This window comes from Paenibacillus sp. PsM32 (genome assembly GCF_030433815.1).
In the GTDB taxonomy this organism is placed as follows: Bacteria; Bacillota; Bacilli; order Paenibacillales; family Paenibacillaceae; genus Saccharibacillus; species Saccharibacillus kyungheensis.
Genome location: NZ_JARUWY010000004.1, coordinates 180,914 through 197,742 on the forward strand (window position 1 = coordinate 180,914; position 16,829 = coordinate 197,742).

At 38.4% G+C, this 16,829-nt stretch carries 15 protein-coding genes and 1 pseudogene; 11 read left to right on the plus strand and 5 right to left on the minus strand.

Annotated elements, in window-relative coordinates:
• Window positions 1-130: 130 nt before the first annotated feature.
• The 4 genes from QCD85_RS10880 to QCD85_RS10895 are packed head-to-tail and all read left to right on the plus strand — an operon-like array spanning window position 131 to window position 3,616.
• On the plus strand, window positions 131-1,246 hold the full coding sequence (locus QCD85_RS10880; protein WP_301262601.1) for a glycosyl hydrolase family 8: 1,116 nt from the start codon (window positions 131-133) through the stop codon (window positions 1,244-1,246).
• The gene (locus tag QCD85_RS10885) at window positions 1,247-2,152 is read left to right on the plus strand and encodes a GGDEF domain-containing protein (protein ID WP_301262602.1); all 906 of its coding nucleotides are present in this window, start codon (window positions 1,247-1,249) and stop codon (window positions 2,150-2,152) included.
• 32 nt (window positions 2,153-2,184) lie between these two features.
• Window positions 2,185-2,328: a hypothetical protein gene (locus QCD85_RS10890; RefSeq protein WP_273614154.1), complete on the plus strand. Its 144-nt coding sequence runs from the start codon at window positions 2,185-2,187 to the stop codon at window positions 2,326-2,328.
• A complete protein-coding gene (locus QCD85_RS10895) occupies window positions 2,321-3,616 on the plus strand; it encodes a glycosyltransferase family 2 protein (protein WP_273614153.1) in 1,296 nt (431 codons plus the stop codon). The genes QCD85_RS10890 and QCD85_RS10895 overlap by 8 nt, the downstream gene beginning before the upstream one ends.
• Window positions 3,617-3,726: 110 nt before the next feature.
• Here QCD85_RS10895 and QCD85_RS10900 read toward each other — a convergent pair whose 3' ends face one another.
• Window positions 3,727-5,220, minus strand: coding sequence for a peptide MFS transporter (locus QCD85_RS10900; RefSeq protein ID WP_274171444.1), 1,494 nt, complete (start codon window positions 5,218-5,220; stop codon window positions 3,727-3,729).
• A gap of 264 nt (window positions 5,221-5,484) precedes the next feature.
• Here QCD85_RS10900 and QCD85_RS10905 point away from each other — a divergent pair, with 264 nt between their 5' ends.
• From QCD85_RS10905 to QCD85_RS10915, 3 genes are all read left to right on the plus strand, one after another.
• Window positions 5,485-6,162, plus strand: coding sequence for a TIGR00266 family protein (locus QCD85_RS10905; protein ID WP_273614149.1), 678 nt, complete (start codon window positions 5,485-5,487; stop codon window positions 6,160-6,162).
• 239 nt (window positions 6,163-6,401) lie between these two features.
• Window positions 6,402-6,887 (plus strand): transcription elongation factor GreA, encoded by a 486-nt coding sequence (greA, locus tag QCD85_RS10910; RefSeq protein WP_273614148.1) that lies wholly within the window; start codon window positions 6,402-6,404, stop codon window positions 6,885-6,887.
• Window positions 6,888-6,960: 73 nt separating this feature from the next.
• The gene (locus tag QCD85_RS10915) at window positions 6,961-7,467 is read left to right on the plus strand and encodes a GNAT family N-acetyltransferase (protein ID WP_301262603.1); all 507 of its coding nucleotides are present in this window, start codon (window positions 6,961-6,963) and stop codon (window positions 7,465-7,467) included.
• Between the two features lie 71 nt (window positions 7,468-7,538).
• On the opposite strand, the gene QCD85_RS10920 is transcribed toward QCD85_RS10915, so the two are convergent.
• Window positions 7,539-8,441 carry a PhzF family phenazine biosynthesis protein gene (locus QCD85_RS10920; RefSeq protein WP_301262604.1) on the minus strand — a complete coding sequence of 301 codons (903 nt, stop codon included), beginning with the start codon at window positions 8,439-8,441 and terminating at the stop codon, window positions 7,539-7,541.
• Window positions 8,442-8,632: 191 nt separating this feature from the next.
• Here QCD85_RS10920 and QCD85_RS10925 point away from each other — a divergent pair, with 191 nt between their 5' ends.
• Both QCD85_RS10925 and QCD85_RS10930 read left to right on the plus strand, forming a co-directional pair.
• Window positions 8,633-9,211, plus strand: a complete 579-nt coding sequence (locus tag QCD85_RS10925; RefSeq protein WP_301262605.1) for a hypothetical protein — start codon at window positions 8,633-8,635, stop codon at window positions 9,209-9,211.
• A gap of 190 nt (window positions 9,212-9,401) precedes the next feature.
• On the plus strand, window positions 9,402-10,847 hold the full coding sequence (locus QCD85_RS10930) for a DEAD/DEAH box helicase (protein WP_273614143.1): 1,446 nt from the start codon (window positions 9,402-9,404) through the stop codon (window positions 10,845-10,847).
• A gap of 94 nt (window positions 10,848-10,941) precedes the next feature.
• Here the strand turns inward: QCD85_RS10930 and QCD85_RS10935 are convergent.
• Window positions 10,942-11,352 (minus strand): annotated as a pseudogene (locus QCD85_RS10935) (Rpn family recombination-promoting nuclease/putative transposase); the annotation flags it as partial.
• Between the two features lie 332 nt (window positions 11,353-11,684).
• Here QCD85_RS10935 and QCD85_RS10940 point away from each other — a divergent pair.
• Together QCD85_RS10940 and QCD85_RS10945 are read left to right on the plus strand one after the other, a co-directional pair.
• The gene (locus tag QCD85_RS10940) at window positions 11,685-12,791 is read left to right on the plus strand and encodes a metallophosphoesterase (protein ID WP_301262606.1); all 1,107 of its coding nucleotides are present in this window, start codon (window positions 11,685-11,687) and stop codon (window positions 12,789-12,791) included.
• A 260-nt stretch (window positions 12,792-13,051) separates the two neighbouring features.
• Complete coding sequence (locus QCD85_RS10945; RefSeq protein ID WP_301262607.1) at window positions 13,052-14,023, plus strand: pectate lyase family protein; 972 nt, start codon at window positions 13,052-13,054, stop codon at window positions 14,021-14,023.
• Window positions 14,024-14,125: 102 nt separating this feature from the next.
• Here QCD85_RS10945 and QCD85_RS10950 read toward each other — a convergent pair whose 3' ends face one another.
• Entirely contained in the window at window positions 14,126-16,018 is a 1,893-nt protein-coding gene (locus tag QCD85_RS10950) for an ABC transporter permease (RefSeq protein WP_301262608.1), read from the minus strand.
• Entirely contained in the window at window positions 15,993-16,757 is a 765-nt protein-coding gene (locus tag QCD85_RS10955; protein WP_301262609.1) for an ABC transporter ATP-binding protein, read from the minus strand. The genes QCD85_RS10950 and QCD85_RS10955 overlap by 26 nt, the downstream gene beginning before the upstream one ends.
• Window positions 16,758-16,829: the final 72 nt, after the last annotated feature.

A 16,829-nucleotide genomic window follows, 5' to 3' on the forward strand; every position in this document is an offset into this window, starting at 1 on the left:
TCAAAATATAGCAGATGCATATATTGTCGAATTTTGATAGAAAAAAGTAACTATATCTTCAAGAGTAACCGATAAATAAAGTAGAATACGTATATTTCTAAAGCAGAAATGTATGCAATAGGAGAAAGATATGAAAAGAGAGAAACATCATTTTCCGAAGAAATGGATATTGCTTATGATAGGTTGTATCGCAGTTATTGTGATCATAGGCGGAGTGTATACATATCGTTCTCAACCAGAAGCCTCCCCTACAGCAACGTTTATTACATCCCATATGGTCAATGAGAATGGGACGTTAGCGAGTCGTCTTTTACCCGCTACTTCGACAGATCCTGATATTGTAGCTGGCCGAGAAGCATTATCTGAATCGCTAGGATTGTGGATGCAATATGCGCTACTAACCGATGACTCCAAAAGTTTTGAACACAGTTATACGTTGTTACAACAGTATTTTTTGGACAAAGACAAGCATTATATTTATTGGAAATTAGAGCCGAACGGACAATCGAAAGTGAATACCAACGCACTTGGAGATGATCTACGTATCGTAGGCGCGCTGTTACAAGCATCTACCCAGTGGAAACAGCCTAGTTATCATACAACTGCCAAGCAAATTGTCGATACGTTGCTTGCTTCAGATCAGCAACATGGTTATCTTGTCGATTATCATGATTTTGAACATGGATATTCCGCAGATGTACTCAGCCTAACGTATATTGATGTGCCTGCTTTGGAACAGATGAAGCAGACCAACATCATCACCACTCAAGAGTACACGAAGTACACCGATCTACTTCACAATACGCCCAATGATGGAGTCTTTTACCCCAGAACATACAGCGTAGCTACAGGCAAATACAACTATGACGATACGATTAATCTGATAGATCAACTGATTTTAGCGATCCATCGGAGTGAATTAGGTGAGCCTTCCGATCAACTGATCACTTTTATGAAAAAAGAATTTGAGCAGAATCATAAGTTAGCCGGACGCTATAAGCGTGCTGATCAGACCGCAGATGTAGCATATGAATCGCCAGCAGTGTACGGACTTGCGATTTTGTTAGCTTTACAGGAGAAAGATCAGCAGTGGGCAGACCAATTATATGCACAAATGCTAACGATGAGAGGATGGGATCAAGCTTATCCGGGAGGCTATGTATTTGATGGAGATACCCATATTTTTGATGATTTATTTCCTCTGTTAGCAGAGACACATTTGCAGAAAGGCAGTGACACGAAGTAAATGAGAACAAGTCGAAAACGTAAAGAATTAAGTACCAACACCAGCATTATTAATCAAATGCGTTTGGGTTATATCATTTTGATTGTGCTGGCGATCGCACAGGAAGTGCTTGTATTTTTTAATATTTATGCAGATGGTGGCTATAGCTTATTAGAGATCGCTTTGAATATAGGGGCAATGGTTGCATTGTTGTTCGGGTTTGTCGTTTCGATGGGCATTGCTGTAGTAGTTATTTTTATATTTATAGTGACCTATTTTGTATGGATGGTGACATATGCGCCAGTCAATACACTGATCTTTTTTGAACTATTTTTGATACCAGCTAATATTCTGATTGCTGCTTTTATCAAATCGACGTTGATTCGTAATCAAAGAGTTAGCGAACGATTAGAAGACTTGCGCAAGCGTGATCCTGAAATTGATTTGTATACGACCTTAGGCAACAAAAAAGCGTTAGAAGCTACTGTTATCAAGCAGTCTAACCTGGCTAGACGTTATTCCGAAAAGTATACATTTTCGATGGCGATGTTCAAGATTGAATTTCTAGCACTGGTACAAGAATCGTTAGGTAGCCAGCTCTATTCGCAATTTCTGTTGGAGTTGTCCGAGACGATTCAAAAACAAATTCGGTATGAAGATTATAAGTTCTCGATTGAAGATGGACGCTTTATTATTTTGTGTCCTATGACCGATCAACAATATCTGCAATTGCTAACCGATCGGATCAAAAACGCTATGATGAATATCAAATTTTTAGATAAAAAAGGCAAAGAGCTGAAATTTGTAATTCGCGCAGGAGCATTCGTATTTCAAAAAGAACAATTCAGCACCTATGAAAATATTGATGGCATTATCTCTGCGCTAGAACGCAATACAGAAACCGATCTGATTGCAGAATATATTTAAATACATGTTTGTTCATAAGGAGGTTGATAGAGATGGAATATACGAGCTGGTTTATCCCGCTTTGTATTGTGATTAGTAGCTTATTCGGTATCGCTATTATTGTACTTACCATTATGACATTGGTTTTCCGTGCAAATGTAAATAAAAAGTATGACCGGGGGAAAAATCATGTCTGATGCTATTTTGCTCATCTCGATTATGAGTATATGGATTGCTGTATTCGAATCAATCGTAATTATGTGGGGTGCGATTCGGTTTATGTTCAAGCAGAATAAAATTCCGATGGTGATTCCTGAAAATATGGATCATTTCCCGAATGTAACAGTGATTGTACCTGCACATAATGAAGAGATCGTCATTATGTCTACCGTCGAGCATATTTTGAAGCTGAATTATCCTCAAGACAAAGTACAGATTATTATCGTAGCTGATAATTGTAGTGATAATACGGCTGCTCGTTTGCGAGCTTTGAAAGAACAACCTGCTTATGCTGATCGTGACTTTACTATTATGGAGCGTACGGGTAGTGGTGGTAAATCCGGTGCGTTAAATGATGCGATGGTGATCTCCAAAGGCGAATGGTTATGCGTATATGATGCAGATGCCGCGCCCGAGAAAAATGCACTTCTTTTTCTAACCCAAAAAGCAATGGAACAACCCGAGAAATACGGCGCTGTATTCGGTCGCAACAAAGCACGTAATCGCAGCCAGAACTTCTTATCCGGTTGTATCAATTTGGAACTTGTCACCATTCAGCGCGTGCATCATACAGGTATGTGGGAGTTATTCGGATTGGGTACGATTCCGGGCACGAACTTTATTGTGCGCAAAGACTTAATGGAAGAGATCGGTGGATGGGACCCGCAAGCCATAACAGAAGATACCGCGATTTCATTTGAAATTTTGACGCGTGGTAAGCTGATTGCATTAGCTCCTCAAGCCGAAGCGTATCAACAAGAACCGGAACTGCTCAGTGTGTATATGAAGCAACGGGAACGCTGGTCTAAAGGGAATTACAGTGTAGTGATGGACAATATTCATCATTTATTTGATAAAACAAGCTGGCGTATCAAGCTACATGTTATGTATTATGCAGCTAGTTATTTCTGGTTTATGATCGCTATTATTGTTTCCGATATTATTTTTCTAGCTAATATTGTGTATCAGATTATAGAGCTATTTAATCCTGCGGTTGTTTCTCCTGTTCAATTTGTTGGAGATGTATATGTGTATCTGGTCATTGGTTGGGCGCTTATGTATTACATCTATGTATTGCAGATTAATATGGCATTGGCAACAGATATCGGACAAAGTAATACACGTAACTTTATTTTATCGTGCGTCTCTTACTTTACGTATTCGCAATTATTCCTGATTATCTCGGTCAAAGCATTCTTCTCGATTACGTATGATCGGATTACCGGTAGAGAAAGCAAATGGTACAAAACCAAGCGCTTTGGCTAAAGATCGCTTGATCCATCTCGATCTGTCTTGATTTATATAGTGAAATCAAATAAAGCCAATCTCTTTTTAAAGAGACTGGCTTTATTTGCAGTTGAATGTACGTATCTAGGTTAAAGTACACCCTTCATAAAGCTTTGAATTTTGGGACCCATCACGAACAGGATCACACCAAGTGCGATAGATACACCGCCAATCACTCCGAAATAGATCATTTCGGTATCAGGGCTATAAAATTGAACGATAATCGCATTGATCGCTTGAGCAGCAGCATTAGATAAAAACCATAGACTCATCGTTTGCGCAGAGAAAGCCGCAGGAGCGAGCTTGGTTGTTGCAGACAGCCCAACTGGAGAAAGGAATAACTCTCCAACTACAATAATAAAATAGCTCAGTACAAGCCATAGCGGGCTTACAAGCGAATTCTCACCACCGAAGTAAGAAGGAATAAGAATAACAAGGAACGACAACCCTGCAAACAGCAATCCTAAAGAGAATTTGCGCGGAATGATCGGTTGACGATTTCCAAGTTTGAGCCAGATCGCTGCAAACACAGGAGATAGCGCAATAATAAATAGCGGATTAAGTGATTGGAACCATGCAGGAGCAATATGAATACCCATAAAGTCCAATTGAGTACGTTTGTCTGCATAAGTTGCCAGTACGGTTGACGTCTGTTCTTGAATAGACCAGAACATCACAGCCGCTATAAATAAAGGAATATAAGCAAGCAGACGTGAACGTTCGACATCTGTTGTTTTTTTACTACGATACATCGTAACGAAGTAACAGATAGGAATCAAAATTCCTAATATAGCCACTACAGTGACAAATGATTTTAACGTTAACCAACCCATCATAATTGCCAGTACTACGATAATCGCAATAATCACCGCACTGATTGCAAAAATTTTGATCGTTTTTTTCTTCTCATCAGCAGATAGTGGATTACCTACTACAGTACCTGCTAGACCTAGATTTTTCTTTTTCGTTAATACAAATACAACCAATCCTAAAAACATCCCGATCGCTGCTGTAGCAAAACCCCAGTGGAAACCATAACTGGTCTGCAATCCACCGACGATCAAAGGAGAGATAAATCCACCTAGATTGATACTCATATAGAAAATACTAAAACCAGAATCGCGGCGATTGTCTTTTTCCCCATACAATTCACCAACTACATTAGAAACGTTCGGTTTGAGTAGTCCTGTACCGAGTACAATCAAGCCCATCGATACAAATAATAGCGGTACGCTGTTAGGAATAGCGAGCACAATATGCCCGATCATAATCAAAACGCCGCCATAGAATATCGCTTGGGATGAGCCAAACACGCGGTCAGCTAACCATCCTCCAATAATACCGGACATATAGACAAGTGATCCGTAAATCGACATAATCGCAAGCGCTGTCGCTTCATCGAATCCAAGTCCACCTTTAGATACTTCATAGTACATGTAGAATACAAGAATCGCTCTCATTCCATAATAAGAGAACCGCTCCCAGAATTCAGTGAAAAACAAAGTGAACAATCCTTTAGGATGACCGAAGAATCCTTTTTGCGGTACGCTGTCTACTACTTGTTGCTTATTCACTTCTGACACAAATGAACCTCCTGATCTAACTATCTTTTATTTGAATAGATTCATTACAGAATTACACGCTTAAATACTTACATATCAACATATAGGGCTATCGAAAATATTTACACGTCACTTCAGCAATCGAACCATCAGAATACAACATATTTTGCATATCATCAATGAGAAATTACAAAGACAATTAAACGTAGTGCATATATACAATGCCAAAGGTGAAGTGTCATAATATAAATAAGCTTAATATATTGAAAGGATAGGTGAACAAAGATGAAATATGACATTTTGTATGAAGGCGCGTTTGCCATGTTGAAGGTACATATAGAACAAGGAGAAGCGATCAAAGCTGAATCTGGCGCTATGGTCTCGATGTCTCCCAATGTAGAAATTAAAGGAACGATGGACGGCGGACTGATGGGTGGTCTGGGTCGTATGTTATCAGGAGAAAAATTCTTTTTTCAAGAGTTGCGTTCTACACGTGGCCCTGCGGAAGTGTTGTTAGCACCTTCCAGTATTGGCGATGTAACTGCTGTAGAATTAGATGGATCGTATAGTTTGTATGTTCAGAAAGATGGCTTTTTAGCAGGTACAGAAGGTATTGAAGTGGGTACGCAAATGCAAAATCTGAAAAAAGGATTATTTTCAGGTGAAGGTTTCTTTATTATCGAAATTCGGGGTAAAGGAACTGTTTTCTTATCTTCGTATGGTTCGATTCATGCGATCAATCTAGCTCATGGTGAAGAAGTAATCGTCGATAATGCCCATCTGGTGGCATGGCCGGGATATATGAATTACCAGATTGAAAAAGCATCCAAAGGTTGGTTATCCAGTGTAACCAGTGGAGAGGGCATTGTGTGTCGCTTCCGGGGCGAAGGGGTTGTTCTAATTCAGTCTCGTAATCCGGCTGGATTCGGTAATTGGATCAGACAGTTTATTCCGAGCAAGTAAAAGATATTCACCAAAAGCTAAATTCATTTCTCGAGCGTTGAGATAGAATTTAGCTTTTTTGGTACATTGTCTTTATCAGGGGCAATACAATAAGGATGAAAGTTGATGTTTAACCAATGTATGCGTTTTATTTGTATACAACTTAGATATCTTATAAATTTAATCACTTTATTTTACAATTAAAGTAACGAAAGTGTGCCAATATAGCGTATACTGTTAAATGAGGGAGTTGAGCGCATATGGCTAAGGAACACGAAGAAATTATTTTGACCCGTGAAGGTATCAAAAAGCTGGAAGATGAGCTTGAAGAACTGAAAGGGCCACGCCGTAAAGAGTTATCGCAACGTTTGAAGCTTGCTATCAGTTACGGAGATTTGAAAGAGAATAGTGAATACCATTCAGCGAAGGACGATCAAGCTTTTATGGAGACACGCGTTCTTATTCTAGAAAAAATGCTACGTAATGCACAAGTGGTCAATGCAGATAACTTGGATCTTTCCAAAGTCAGTATTGGTTCTACTATACTCCTACATGATTTGGAGTTCGGTGAAGATATCGAATACCAGATTGTCGGACCTGCTGAAGCAGACGTTATTAACAACAAATTATCGTATGAAAGCCCACTAGGTAAAGCGTTGATCGGACAAAAAGTCGGTAACACGATTACTTTTGAAGCGCCTATGGGAACATTCAAGTATAAGCTGTTGGAAATTAGAATCGTATAATTGTAGTTCAAAAGGCAAAGCCAAAGATTTTCTAAAGGCTTTGTTTTTTTATATAAGTATAGGAGGTTGTAAGATGGATATTAGGCTTTTGACTTCTGAAGATGCAGTACCCTATCGTGAACTTAGGTTAAGGTCATTACAAGAAAATCCCGAAGCTTTTTTAGTTACATATGATAGTGAAGTCTCCAAACCGATAGAAGATGTACAACATAAGCTTCAATATTCTAATAATCGATTCACATTAGGTGCTTTTGATCAGGACGAGCTTGTAGGAATGGTGACTTTTATAAGAGAAAGTAATGCCAAAACGATACATAAAGGCAATATCTATGCGATGTACGTTTCGCCAGAAGCTAGAGGTCAAAAGCTAGGTAAAGCTTTGATCACAGAGTTAGTCCAAAGAGCACGTTTATTTGAAGGGCTAGAGCAGATACATTTAACCGTTATATCTAATAATAATGCAGCCAAGCAACTATATCAGAGTCTAGGATTTATCGTATATGGATTCGAACGCAATGCACTAAAATATGAAGGTCAGTATTGGGATGAGGAATTTATGGTGTTAGATTTGACCCATTGATCTACAAGGTATTTATTCAAAAAGCAAAGCCTTAGCAATAGCTAAAGACTTTGCTTTTTTACTATATATCATTAGATATCTAATGTGCCTCGAATCGTAATCGTTGCAGTACCTGCTACTTTGATAATTGGATGATCTCCATTTGGGATCGCTTGTACATATAGAAATCCAGGACGACCGATAGCACGCCCTTGCGCAATTTTGAGCTGTGTTATCTGATCCTGTGGAATCATATGATTGAGATACAGATATCCGGTCAAAGCTCCGTTGGCTGCGCCTGTTACAGGATCTTCAGCGATCCCGATAGCGGGTGCAAAATCACGAGTGTACAAATCATAATCATCCTCAGCATCAGGAGTAAACGTAAATAAATGAGTTGTGGCAATCTGGTGTTCTTTATTGTGCTTACTTAGTGCTGTAAGGTCAGGTGTTGCTTCGTCTATAGCTTGCTGGCTATGTACAGGAATGAATAAATGCCAGTTACCGGTGTGGGATAATTGGATTGGATAAGCAGGATCTATTGCATCGACAGGAACGCCTACCATTTCGCTAATTGCTTGTAAGTCTACAGGTAACGATTTGATTTGCGGAGCAATCTGAGTCATTTCAACCCGCTGTACACGACCTTCTTCTTGATGCCAGACGACTGGAATAGCACCTGCTCCGGTTCCTAGAACGACTCCATCTTGTTGCTGAGATAATCCAAGTTCTGTAGCCAATAACCAGGTTAATCCGATAGTAGCATGTCCGCAAAAAGGAATTTCGTCAGTCGGTGTAAAATATCTGACTTTATAATCGATACCTGCTTGATCCGAAGGAAGTAAAAAGATAGATTCAGATAAATTAAGTTCTTTTGCAATCTGTTGCATTTCTTCTCCAGTTAGTTGTTCTGCATCCAATACGACCCCTGCGGTATTTCCTGTAAACGGTTGATCTGTAAAAGCATCGACATGATAAACTCTAATGTTTCGCACAGAAATCCACTCCTTTTTATGTATGATAGATATATCGAGATAATTCGATATATCTATCATACATATTTTTTTGCTATTTGTAAAATCGTTTGTTATATAGATGCTTTAGATTTTATTTTTCTTTTGCAGTGAAATGGGTAAGGAGGTGTAGGTTACCTCTAATTTGCTTGCTGGAAGGAGATGTGTTTACTATGGATCAACCACCAAGTCGTATACATTTGGGCAAAGCGATACGGCAAGTTGCTCGAACAATTATTCGTTGGCCTCAAATAGAATCACTACATATCTGTAATACATCTTCTGTATTATTTTCTAAAAGGGAATTGGGTTCAGTATATGCAGAGCTGTACTGGTTCCGTCTGACTGCGTTGCAAGTAGCAGTTTTACTACATATCCAGCAACGACACTACAATTTGAATATGTATGAAGCAAGATATATGATGACGACAGCGATCGAATTAGCTTTTCAAGATGCAGATTTATCTAGAACAGATACGACCAAGATACGTAGTAAATTATCCGAAGAGATGGATTATTACTTTAACCGATTAGAGTTGTCTAATTCGTCAGATCATATGTCTACAGTTGCAGACCTGTTACGCTCTTTTGCAGACAGAACATTAATACTATGTACATCCGTCCAAGTAGAGCATCATCAGGATGAACGTGAACAGGTATTGGTTCAAGAAGCGACTGTGATCTGGGATAAAGTCACACATGAACTAGAAGAACTTTTACGAAATATAAAAATTATTGAATTTGAGCAGTAAGCTACGTCTTTTTTTGCTATTTTCTCAGATGTTACCTGCCAATATAGCGTATACTGAATAGAGTGAGTGAAAATGTATACGATCAGGCAAGCGATCTATTTGTGCTATTGTTGAAGCGATTTTATGTTCATTATTCAGCATGCTTAATGAAATGAAAAGTATGTTAATTTATAAAAAGAAGAGGTATTTCATGAGTCAGTCTAATTTTCAAGAGTATGGATTAAGTGAAGATATTTTAAAAGCATTGCAACAACTGGGCTACACCCAGCCTACAGAAGTACAGCAAAAAGTGGTTCCTGTGGCGTTGGAACGTCAAGATCTAGTCGTGAAATCGCAGACAGGTAGCGGTAAAACGGCTGCATTCGGTATTCCGTTGTGCGAGTTAGTAGACTGGAATGAGAACAAACCACAAGCGTTAGTCCTCACCCCGACACGTGAGCTGGCTGCACAGGTAAAAGAAGACATTACTAATATCGGACGCTTTAAGCGTATCAAAGCAACCGCAGTCTATGGAAAACAACCTTATGCCAAGCAGACACTCGAATTGAAGCAAAAAAGTCATGTTGTAGTTGGTACACCTGGACGTGTATTGGATCATATTCAGCGCGGTACACTGGCTTTGGACAAAATAGAATTTCTAATTATCGATGAAGCCGATGAAATGTTAAATATGGGCTTTATAGAACAAGTTGAAAATATTATCAAAGCATTGCCGAAAGATCGGACTACATTGCTGTTTTCGGCAACGTTGCCACAAGATATCGAACGTCTTTGCCATCGTCATATGCGCCAGCCGGAGCATATTGAGATTCAAGCGACAGGGCTTACGACTGCAACGATAGAGCATGCATTATACGAAGTGAAAGATGCAGATAAATTTAATCTATTGCAAGATATTACGGTTGTTGAGAATCCAGATAGCTGTATTATTTTCTGCCGTACTCAAGATAATGTAAACATGGTGAGTGAACGATTAACAGCGAACGATTATACCTGTGCGAAGATTCATGGCGGGATGTTGCAAGAAGATCGTTTTGCTGTAATGGAAGATTTCAAACGAGGACAATTCCGTTATTTAGTAGCAACCGACGTGGCTGCTCGCGGAATCGACATCGACAATATTACACATGTGATTAACTATGATCTACCGCTGGAAAAAGAAAGCTATGTGCATCGTACAGGACGAACAGGACGTGCAGGTAAAAGCGGTCTAGCGATCACATTTGTCACTCCATTTGAAGATAAATTTTTGCGTGAAATTCAAGACTATATCGGATTTGCGATTCCACACAAAGAAGCACCTGAAGCGACAGAGGTGGATCGTGCGCGTGAAGCATTTGAGGGAAAAATGGGAATTCGTGCAGAACGCAAACCTGCCAAAAGTGAGCAATTGAACAAAGAAATCATGAAGTTGTATTTTAATGGCGGCAAAAAGAAAAAACTACGTGCAGTCGATTTTGTAGGCACAATTGCTCGGATCGAAGGCGTAACGGCTGAAGATATTGGAATTATTACGATTCAGGATAATGTGACTTATGTAGAGATTCTGAATGGCAAAGGCCCTCATGTACTGAAAGTGATGAAGGATACGACAGTTAAAGGTAAATTGCTGAAAGTGCACAAAGCGTTGAAATAAAGTTAAAAAAGAGCCTATCGCGATGATAGGCTTTTACTTATATTACGAATCTAAAGCTAAATTATAGAGAACAATGCAGTTTTGAATTGTAGACTCAGGATAGAGAACGAATAGCTTCTTGAGATAAACCGGTTGCTTTGGCAATCACTTCAATATCTAATCGAAGAGAAAGCATATTACGAGCCATGTCTAACAGTGCTTGATGTTTCCCCTGCTGAATGCCTTGCTCTAAGCCTTTTTCTATACCTTGTTCGATTCCTTTTTGAAAACCTGCTTCAACGCCACGGCGTTCGCCTTCTGCCATCGCAGAATCGACAAGTGAAGCTTCATCATGCAGGAATTTCTGGCGCGCTTCGTAACGCATACGAGCTTCGCGATCTTGACTTAGGAATTCGAGCGTAGTCATCGCTTTTTTTAATTCAGGTTCATTCATAGATAGCACCTCCCAGTGTGATGGATCAGTACCTTTAAGAAATAATAACCAATTCACTAATGGACTGTCTAAGCAATACATCTTTGTTTTTTTCACTACCAAAAATACGTTTAAATAAAAAATCATTTTTGGGATCAAGTAGTTCAGACACAGGTGAGAACCTCCGATAGCTAAAGAGAGTAGTAAAAATAAATTTTTAATATGTAATTACGTTTATTATATCTTAATTACGATTTTTATAAAGCGTTTTTACTGTATTTTATTCGTATTTAAGTATTTATAGTAAAAAAGAAAGGAATCCTAATTTTATAATTTGGTACATGATTGTATATCGTATATACTTATATAGAGATAGTTACAAGCAAAAAGTAATCATTATACAACAGAGATAGGAGTCAACTTATTTGTTAATAGGAATCATTATTTTTATTGTTTATAATTTGATCTTGCTGTATATGGGATGGAATGGTTGGGTATGGTTTGGACAGATTTTGCCAGATCATCATTTTGTGAGATACATCTTTGTTGCGGTGCTGGTTGTTTTAGCCTATTCATTCTTTTTGAACTTCTGGGTACGTGAAAGTATAACAATTAAAATCATTAGTGCTGTCTGGTTTATGGTGTTATATATTTTAGTCTTATGGTTACCGATCATGAATCTAGGTGTACTTATTACTCGTTTCACCTCTTTATCTCAACATCTAGTAATTGTATGGGCGGGATGGACTACACTGTTTGTATTTGTGATTGTAGCGTGTGTAGGCATGTTCAATGCGTACAGTCCGGTGGTACGTAATTATGATATTACGATTGATAAGCCAGTTACAGGCAAGCAGGATATGAAAGTGATTATGGTATCGGATACTCACTTTGGTGTTTTGTCCAATGAATCGCATGCTAGACGAATGGTGAAAATGATCAACGAATTAAAGCCCGATCTGGTGCTATTTCCAGGTGATGTGATCGATGATAATCTGCCGTACTTTGTGAAAACAAATATTCCGCAGATTTTGAAAGGGATCGAAGCTCCTGTATATACGTCTCTTGGGAACCATGATCGTTTTGAAAAAGGGATTAATCTGATTCAGGTGTTAGATGATAGCGATCTGAATATACTGTATGATGAATCGACAGTGCTGGATAATGGGATTACACTGGTTGGTCGTCAAGATTACAGTGATCGTCCACGTGCAGAATTAGCGAAATTATTAGAATCGGTCGATCATTCGAAGCCGATTATTGTGATGGATCACCAACCGTATGAATTAGATGCTGAGCAGAAATTAGGAACTGATCTTGTTGTCTCCGGTCACACGCATCGGGGACAGGTTGCTCCAGCGCATCTGATCACCAAACGTATCTATGAGAATGATTGGGGCTATTTGCAAAAAGGGCAACTGCATTCGATCGTATCGTCAGGTTATGGATTCTGGGGAACACCGATGCGCATAGGTACACGTTCAGAGATCGTCGAAATCAATATTTCATTTCAACCACAAAGTGAATCGTAATGTAATATCAGTAATCAGTAGTGATATTTCAAGTTAGTTCTATATCAAAGGGAAGAAGATACTCTGTTGAGATAAGAGGATCTTCTTTTTTTGTTCGTTTTATTACTACTTTCAAAATGTAAACGTTAACATTAAGGGGATATTGATGCATTTATATTTCATTATTATCATATTCTTTATTTTTATATGGTAATTATTTACAAATAAACTTATGCTGATGCCAGGTTGTTATCTCACATTTGAAAGGTGGAAAATAGTTAATGAAAGTATTGAACAAGAAATCGATCATGGCACTTTGTCTGGGCGTTGTCACTTCTTTAGCTTTAATAGCACCTGCTTCAGCAGCACCTGACTTTGCGATAAAAGGATATGCCACAGTAAGCGGATCGACAACAGGTGGGGCAGGAGGAACAACCGTTACAGTAAGTGATCTAGCTTCGTTAAAAAATTACGGTACTGCATCAGGTAAATATATTATCAAAGTCAACGGTACAATTAATCTAAGCGGACAAGTCGATATCACGTCTAATAAAACAGTAGTAGGCGTAGGCAAAAGCTCAGGCTTAACCGGTGGCGGATTACGTGTTAAAAACTCTAGTAACGTCATTATCCAAAACTTAAATATTTCTGAAGCAACCGGAACCGATGCCATCACAGTACAAGCTTCTAATCATGTATGGGTAGATCATAATGATCTATCGAGTGACCTGTCTCATGACAAAGATTATTATGATGGATTACTTGATATTTCTCACGGATCAGATTATGTTACTGCTTCCTGGAACAAATTCCATGATCATTTCAAAACATCGCTTGTAGGGCATAGTGATAACAATGCTAGCGAAGATACAGGTAAGTTCCATGTGACGTATCATCATAATTCATTTGTAAATACCAATTCTCGCTTACCTTCTTTACGCTTTGGAACAGGGCATATCTACAACAATTATTATGAAAATGCAGAAACAGGCGTCAATTCACGTATCGGAGCTCAGGTACTTGTAGAAGGTAATTACTTTAACAATGTTAAAACTCCGATTATGACGACCAAAACAAAAGGAATCGATGGATATGTAGTAGAGCGTAACAATGTATATGTAAGTAGTGGAAATAATATGATCGGACAAGTTGGAAGCTTAACCAGTGTACCTTACACCTACAATCTGGACAGTGGAAGTACATTACAATCAACGATTGCTCAATATGGTGGAACAGGTGTAGTCACTCCATAATCATGCTAGATCAGAACTGGAATAACAGATAACCAAAAACCAAAAGCATCCTGTTTATACTACAGAGATTTGTAGATAAACAGGATGCTTTTTTATGATTTATTAGCGTAAAGCGGATTTCACTTGCCCGACATAAAAGTGTCGCACAATAAAGAAATAAATAATCTGTATCAATAAAAATATGCCTAACACCATACTGGATTCTTTTACAAGTGAAAAGTTAAACATATTCGATAATGTTGTTAACGCTATAGCTCCATGAACCAAAGCCACGACGATCGGAGCGAAAAACAGTAATGCAATCTGCCAGTTGAGTACTTTGTGTAACTCTTTGGTTGTTAATCCTAATTTAGAAATAGCTTTGAATTTCTGTTTGTCTTCATCCAGATCGCTGTATAGACGGAAGTATAAGAAACTCCCTGCCGAGACAAAAAACACAATCCCGATAAACAAACTAATAAACAGAGGCAAACCAAATTGTTTCTTTTGCATATAGATTTCATAGTCTTTAGCGAAAAATTGATAATCAGCTTCATTAGTCTTAACAGACTGCTGAATGTCTGAAGCAACTTGTATAGCTGTCGATTGCTCTACAGATCCATTCCATACATTAATCTGATTGGTAGCATACGGATGTTGAAGCTTTTGATAAAAAGTATCTGGTACAACGATATAATCTCTAACCATTGGAATGACTTGAGACATAGCTGATTGATTGGCTATCTGAATAGACAATCCTTTTTCTAACGTAATTTGTCCGTGTAACACATCGTTTTTCGATTGTTCTCCAATTGTAGATGTTTTGCGAATGACGGCTTGTTGATTCGGTAAAGTAAGAGTAGGTTCACCTAGCAAAGTAGCCAATCGATTATAATCAGCAAGACTAACAATTGTGACGGTATCTTTAGAATCATTGATTTTATAACGCAATAGATGTAATTCAGCAGGAGTCATATCAATATGATGTGTATTTAACGCGTCATTAATATCTTGAATATGTTGTGCTCGTGCTGTATCTTTTTCTGTAGAAAAATAAGTCATAGGATAAGCACTAGATGAAACGGTATTCGACATTAATACAGACTGAAGACCATACAATGAACCGATTGCGCAGAAAGAAACAGTTGATACAATAGCGACAAGAAAAAAGGTACGAGCATTATCTTTCATCCGATGCGCTAGATCCGAAAATAACAACATATTTGTTTTGTACCAAAATAATGATTTGCGTGCTTTTAAGCGGTGAATAATATAGACACTTAATTGTGTAAATAACAAATATGTTCCAATACTGACCATAATAATAACCGGGAATAGTAAATAGATCGCTTCTTCTCCGGAAGCAGTTAAGGAGACGAAGTAGCTAATCCCGATCAATAAAACGACTATCATTGATAACCAGATGGATGATTTAGGATCACCTTTGGAAGTCTGATTACTTTTGATTAAAGTGATTAATTGCCGATTACGTAGCACAAACGTAATAAATAACGAAATCAACATAAACAGGATCATAAATGAAATAAACGTTACGATCATTGCTTGCAAAGGGATATAAAAAGAAAGAGATTCCTCCAGAATAAGCATCCGTTCACCTATGAGCAAAATGACTTTAGCAAATACAAGTCCAAGTCCAATACCGCCCAGTGTCGAGGCAAATCCGATCATCATATTTTCTAAAAATACCATCTTGCGTAGTTGCCCTACAGACATTCCCTGCATCATTAATAATCCAAATTCTTTTTGTCTGGAACGTAGAAATGAACTCATCGAATAAAGCACGAAAAAGAATGAAAATACATAAATGACCCATTTGGAAGCAGATAGTCCAGTAGCAGCACCATGATTTAGCGTACCTTGATTGAGCGCTGGATGATAAGCAAAAATCGAAAACGTAAAAAAGACCATAACTGTAAACATACTGCTTAGAAAATAAGCGGCATACAAACGCTTATTACGGGCGATATTGTTATACGCGAATTGACGAAATGTCATTAGCGTGACCCCCTAGCAGTGATAACGTATCAATAATCTTTTGGAAAAAAGTCTGACGGTGTTCCCCGCGATGAATCTCGGTATACAATTTGCCATCGCGTATAAAGATCACACGCTGACAATAACTAGCAGCAAGCGGATCATGAGTGACAAGCATCATTGTTGTCTGTTGTTCTTGATTGATCGTTTCCAGTAGCTCCATCACATCACGAGCAGACTTGGAATCCAAATTACCTGTCGGCTCATCCGCTAATAAAAGATGCGGCGTATGAATCATTGCACGCGCTATAGCGGCACGTTGTGCTTGTCCACCAGAAATTTCATAAGTACGCTTATTCATAATTGCTGTGATACCGAGCTTATCAGCGATAATAGCCGCTTTTTCTTTCATTTCACCGACTTTTACCCCATCCAGTGTCAAAGGAAGTACAATATTTTCTTCGACTGTCAGTGTATGCAGAAGATTGAAGTCTTGAAAAACAAATCCAAGTTCACGCCGCCGAAATGTAGCAAGATCATTTTTTTTCAAAAGATTGATATTCTGATTATTGATCAAAATTTCTCCGGTGGTCGGTTCATCAATAGTGGCAATCATATTAAGCAGTGTTGTTTTACCGCTACCTGAAGGCCCCATAATACCGACAAACTCACCATCTTCGATCGTAAATTGAATATTGGATAACGCTTGATAAGTGACTTTGCCCTCATATATTTTGCTAACCTGATTAACGTGTAACATGTCTTATCCCCCTAGGTGATTGATTCGATACGTTTAGTATAGATAGAACCGATTAAAGGAACTATCGATTTC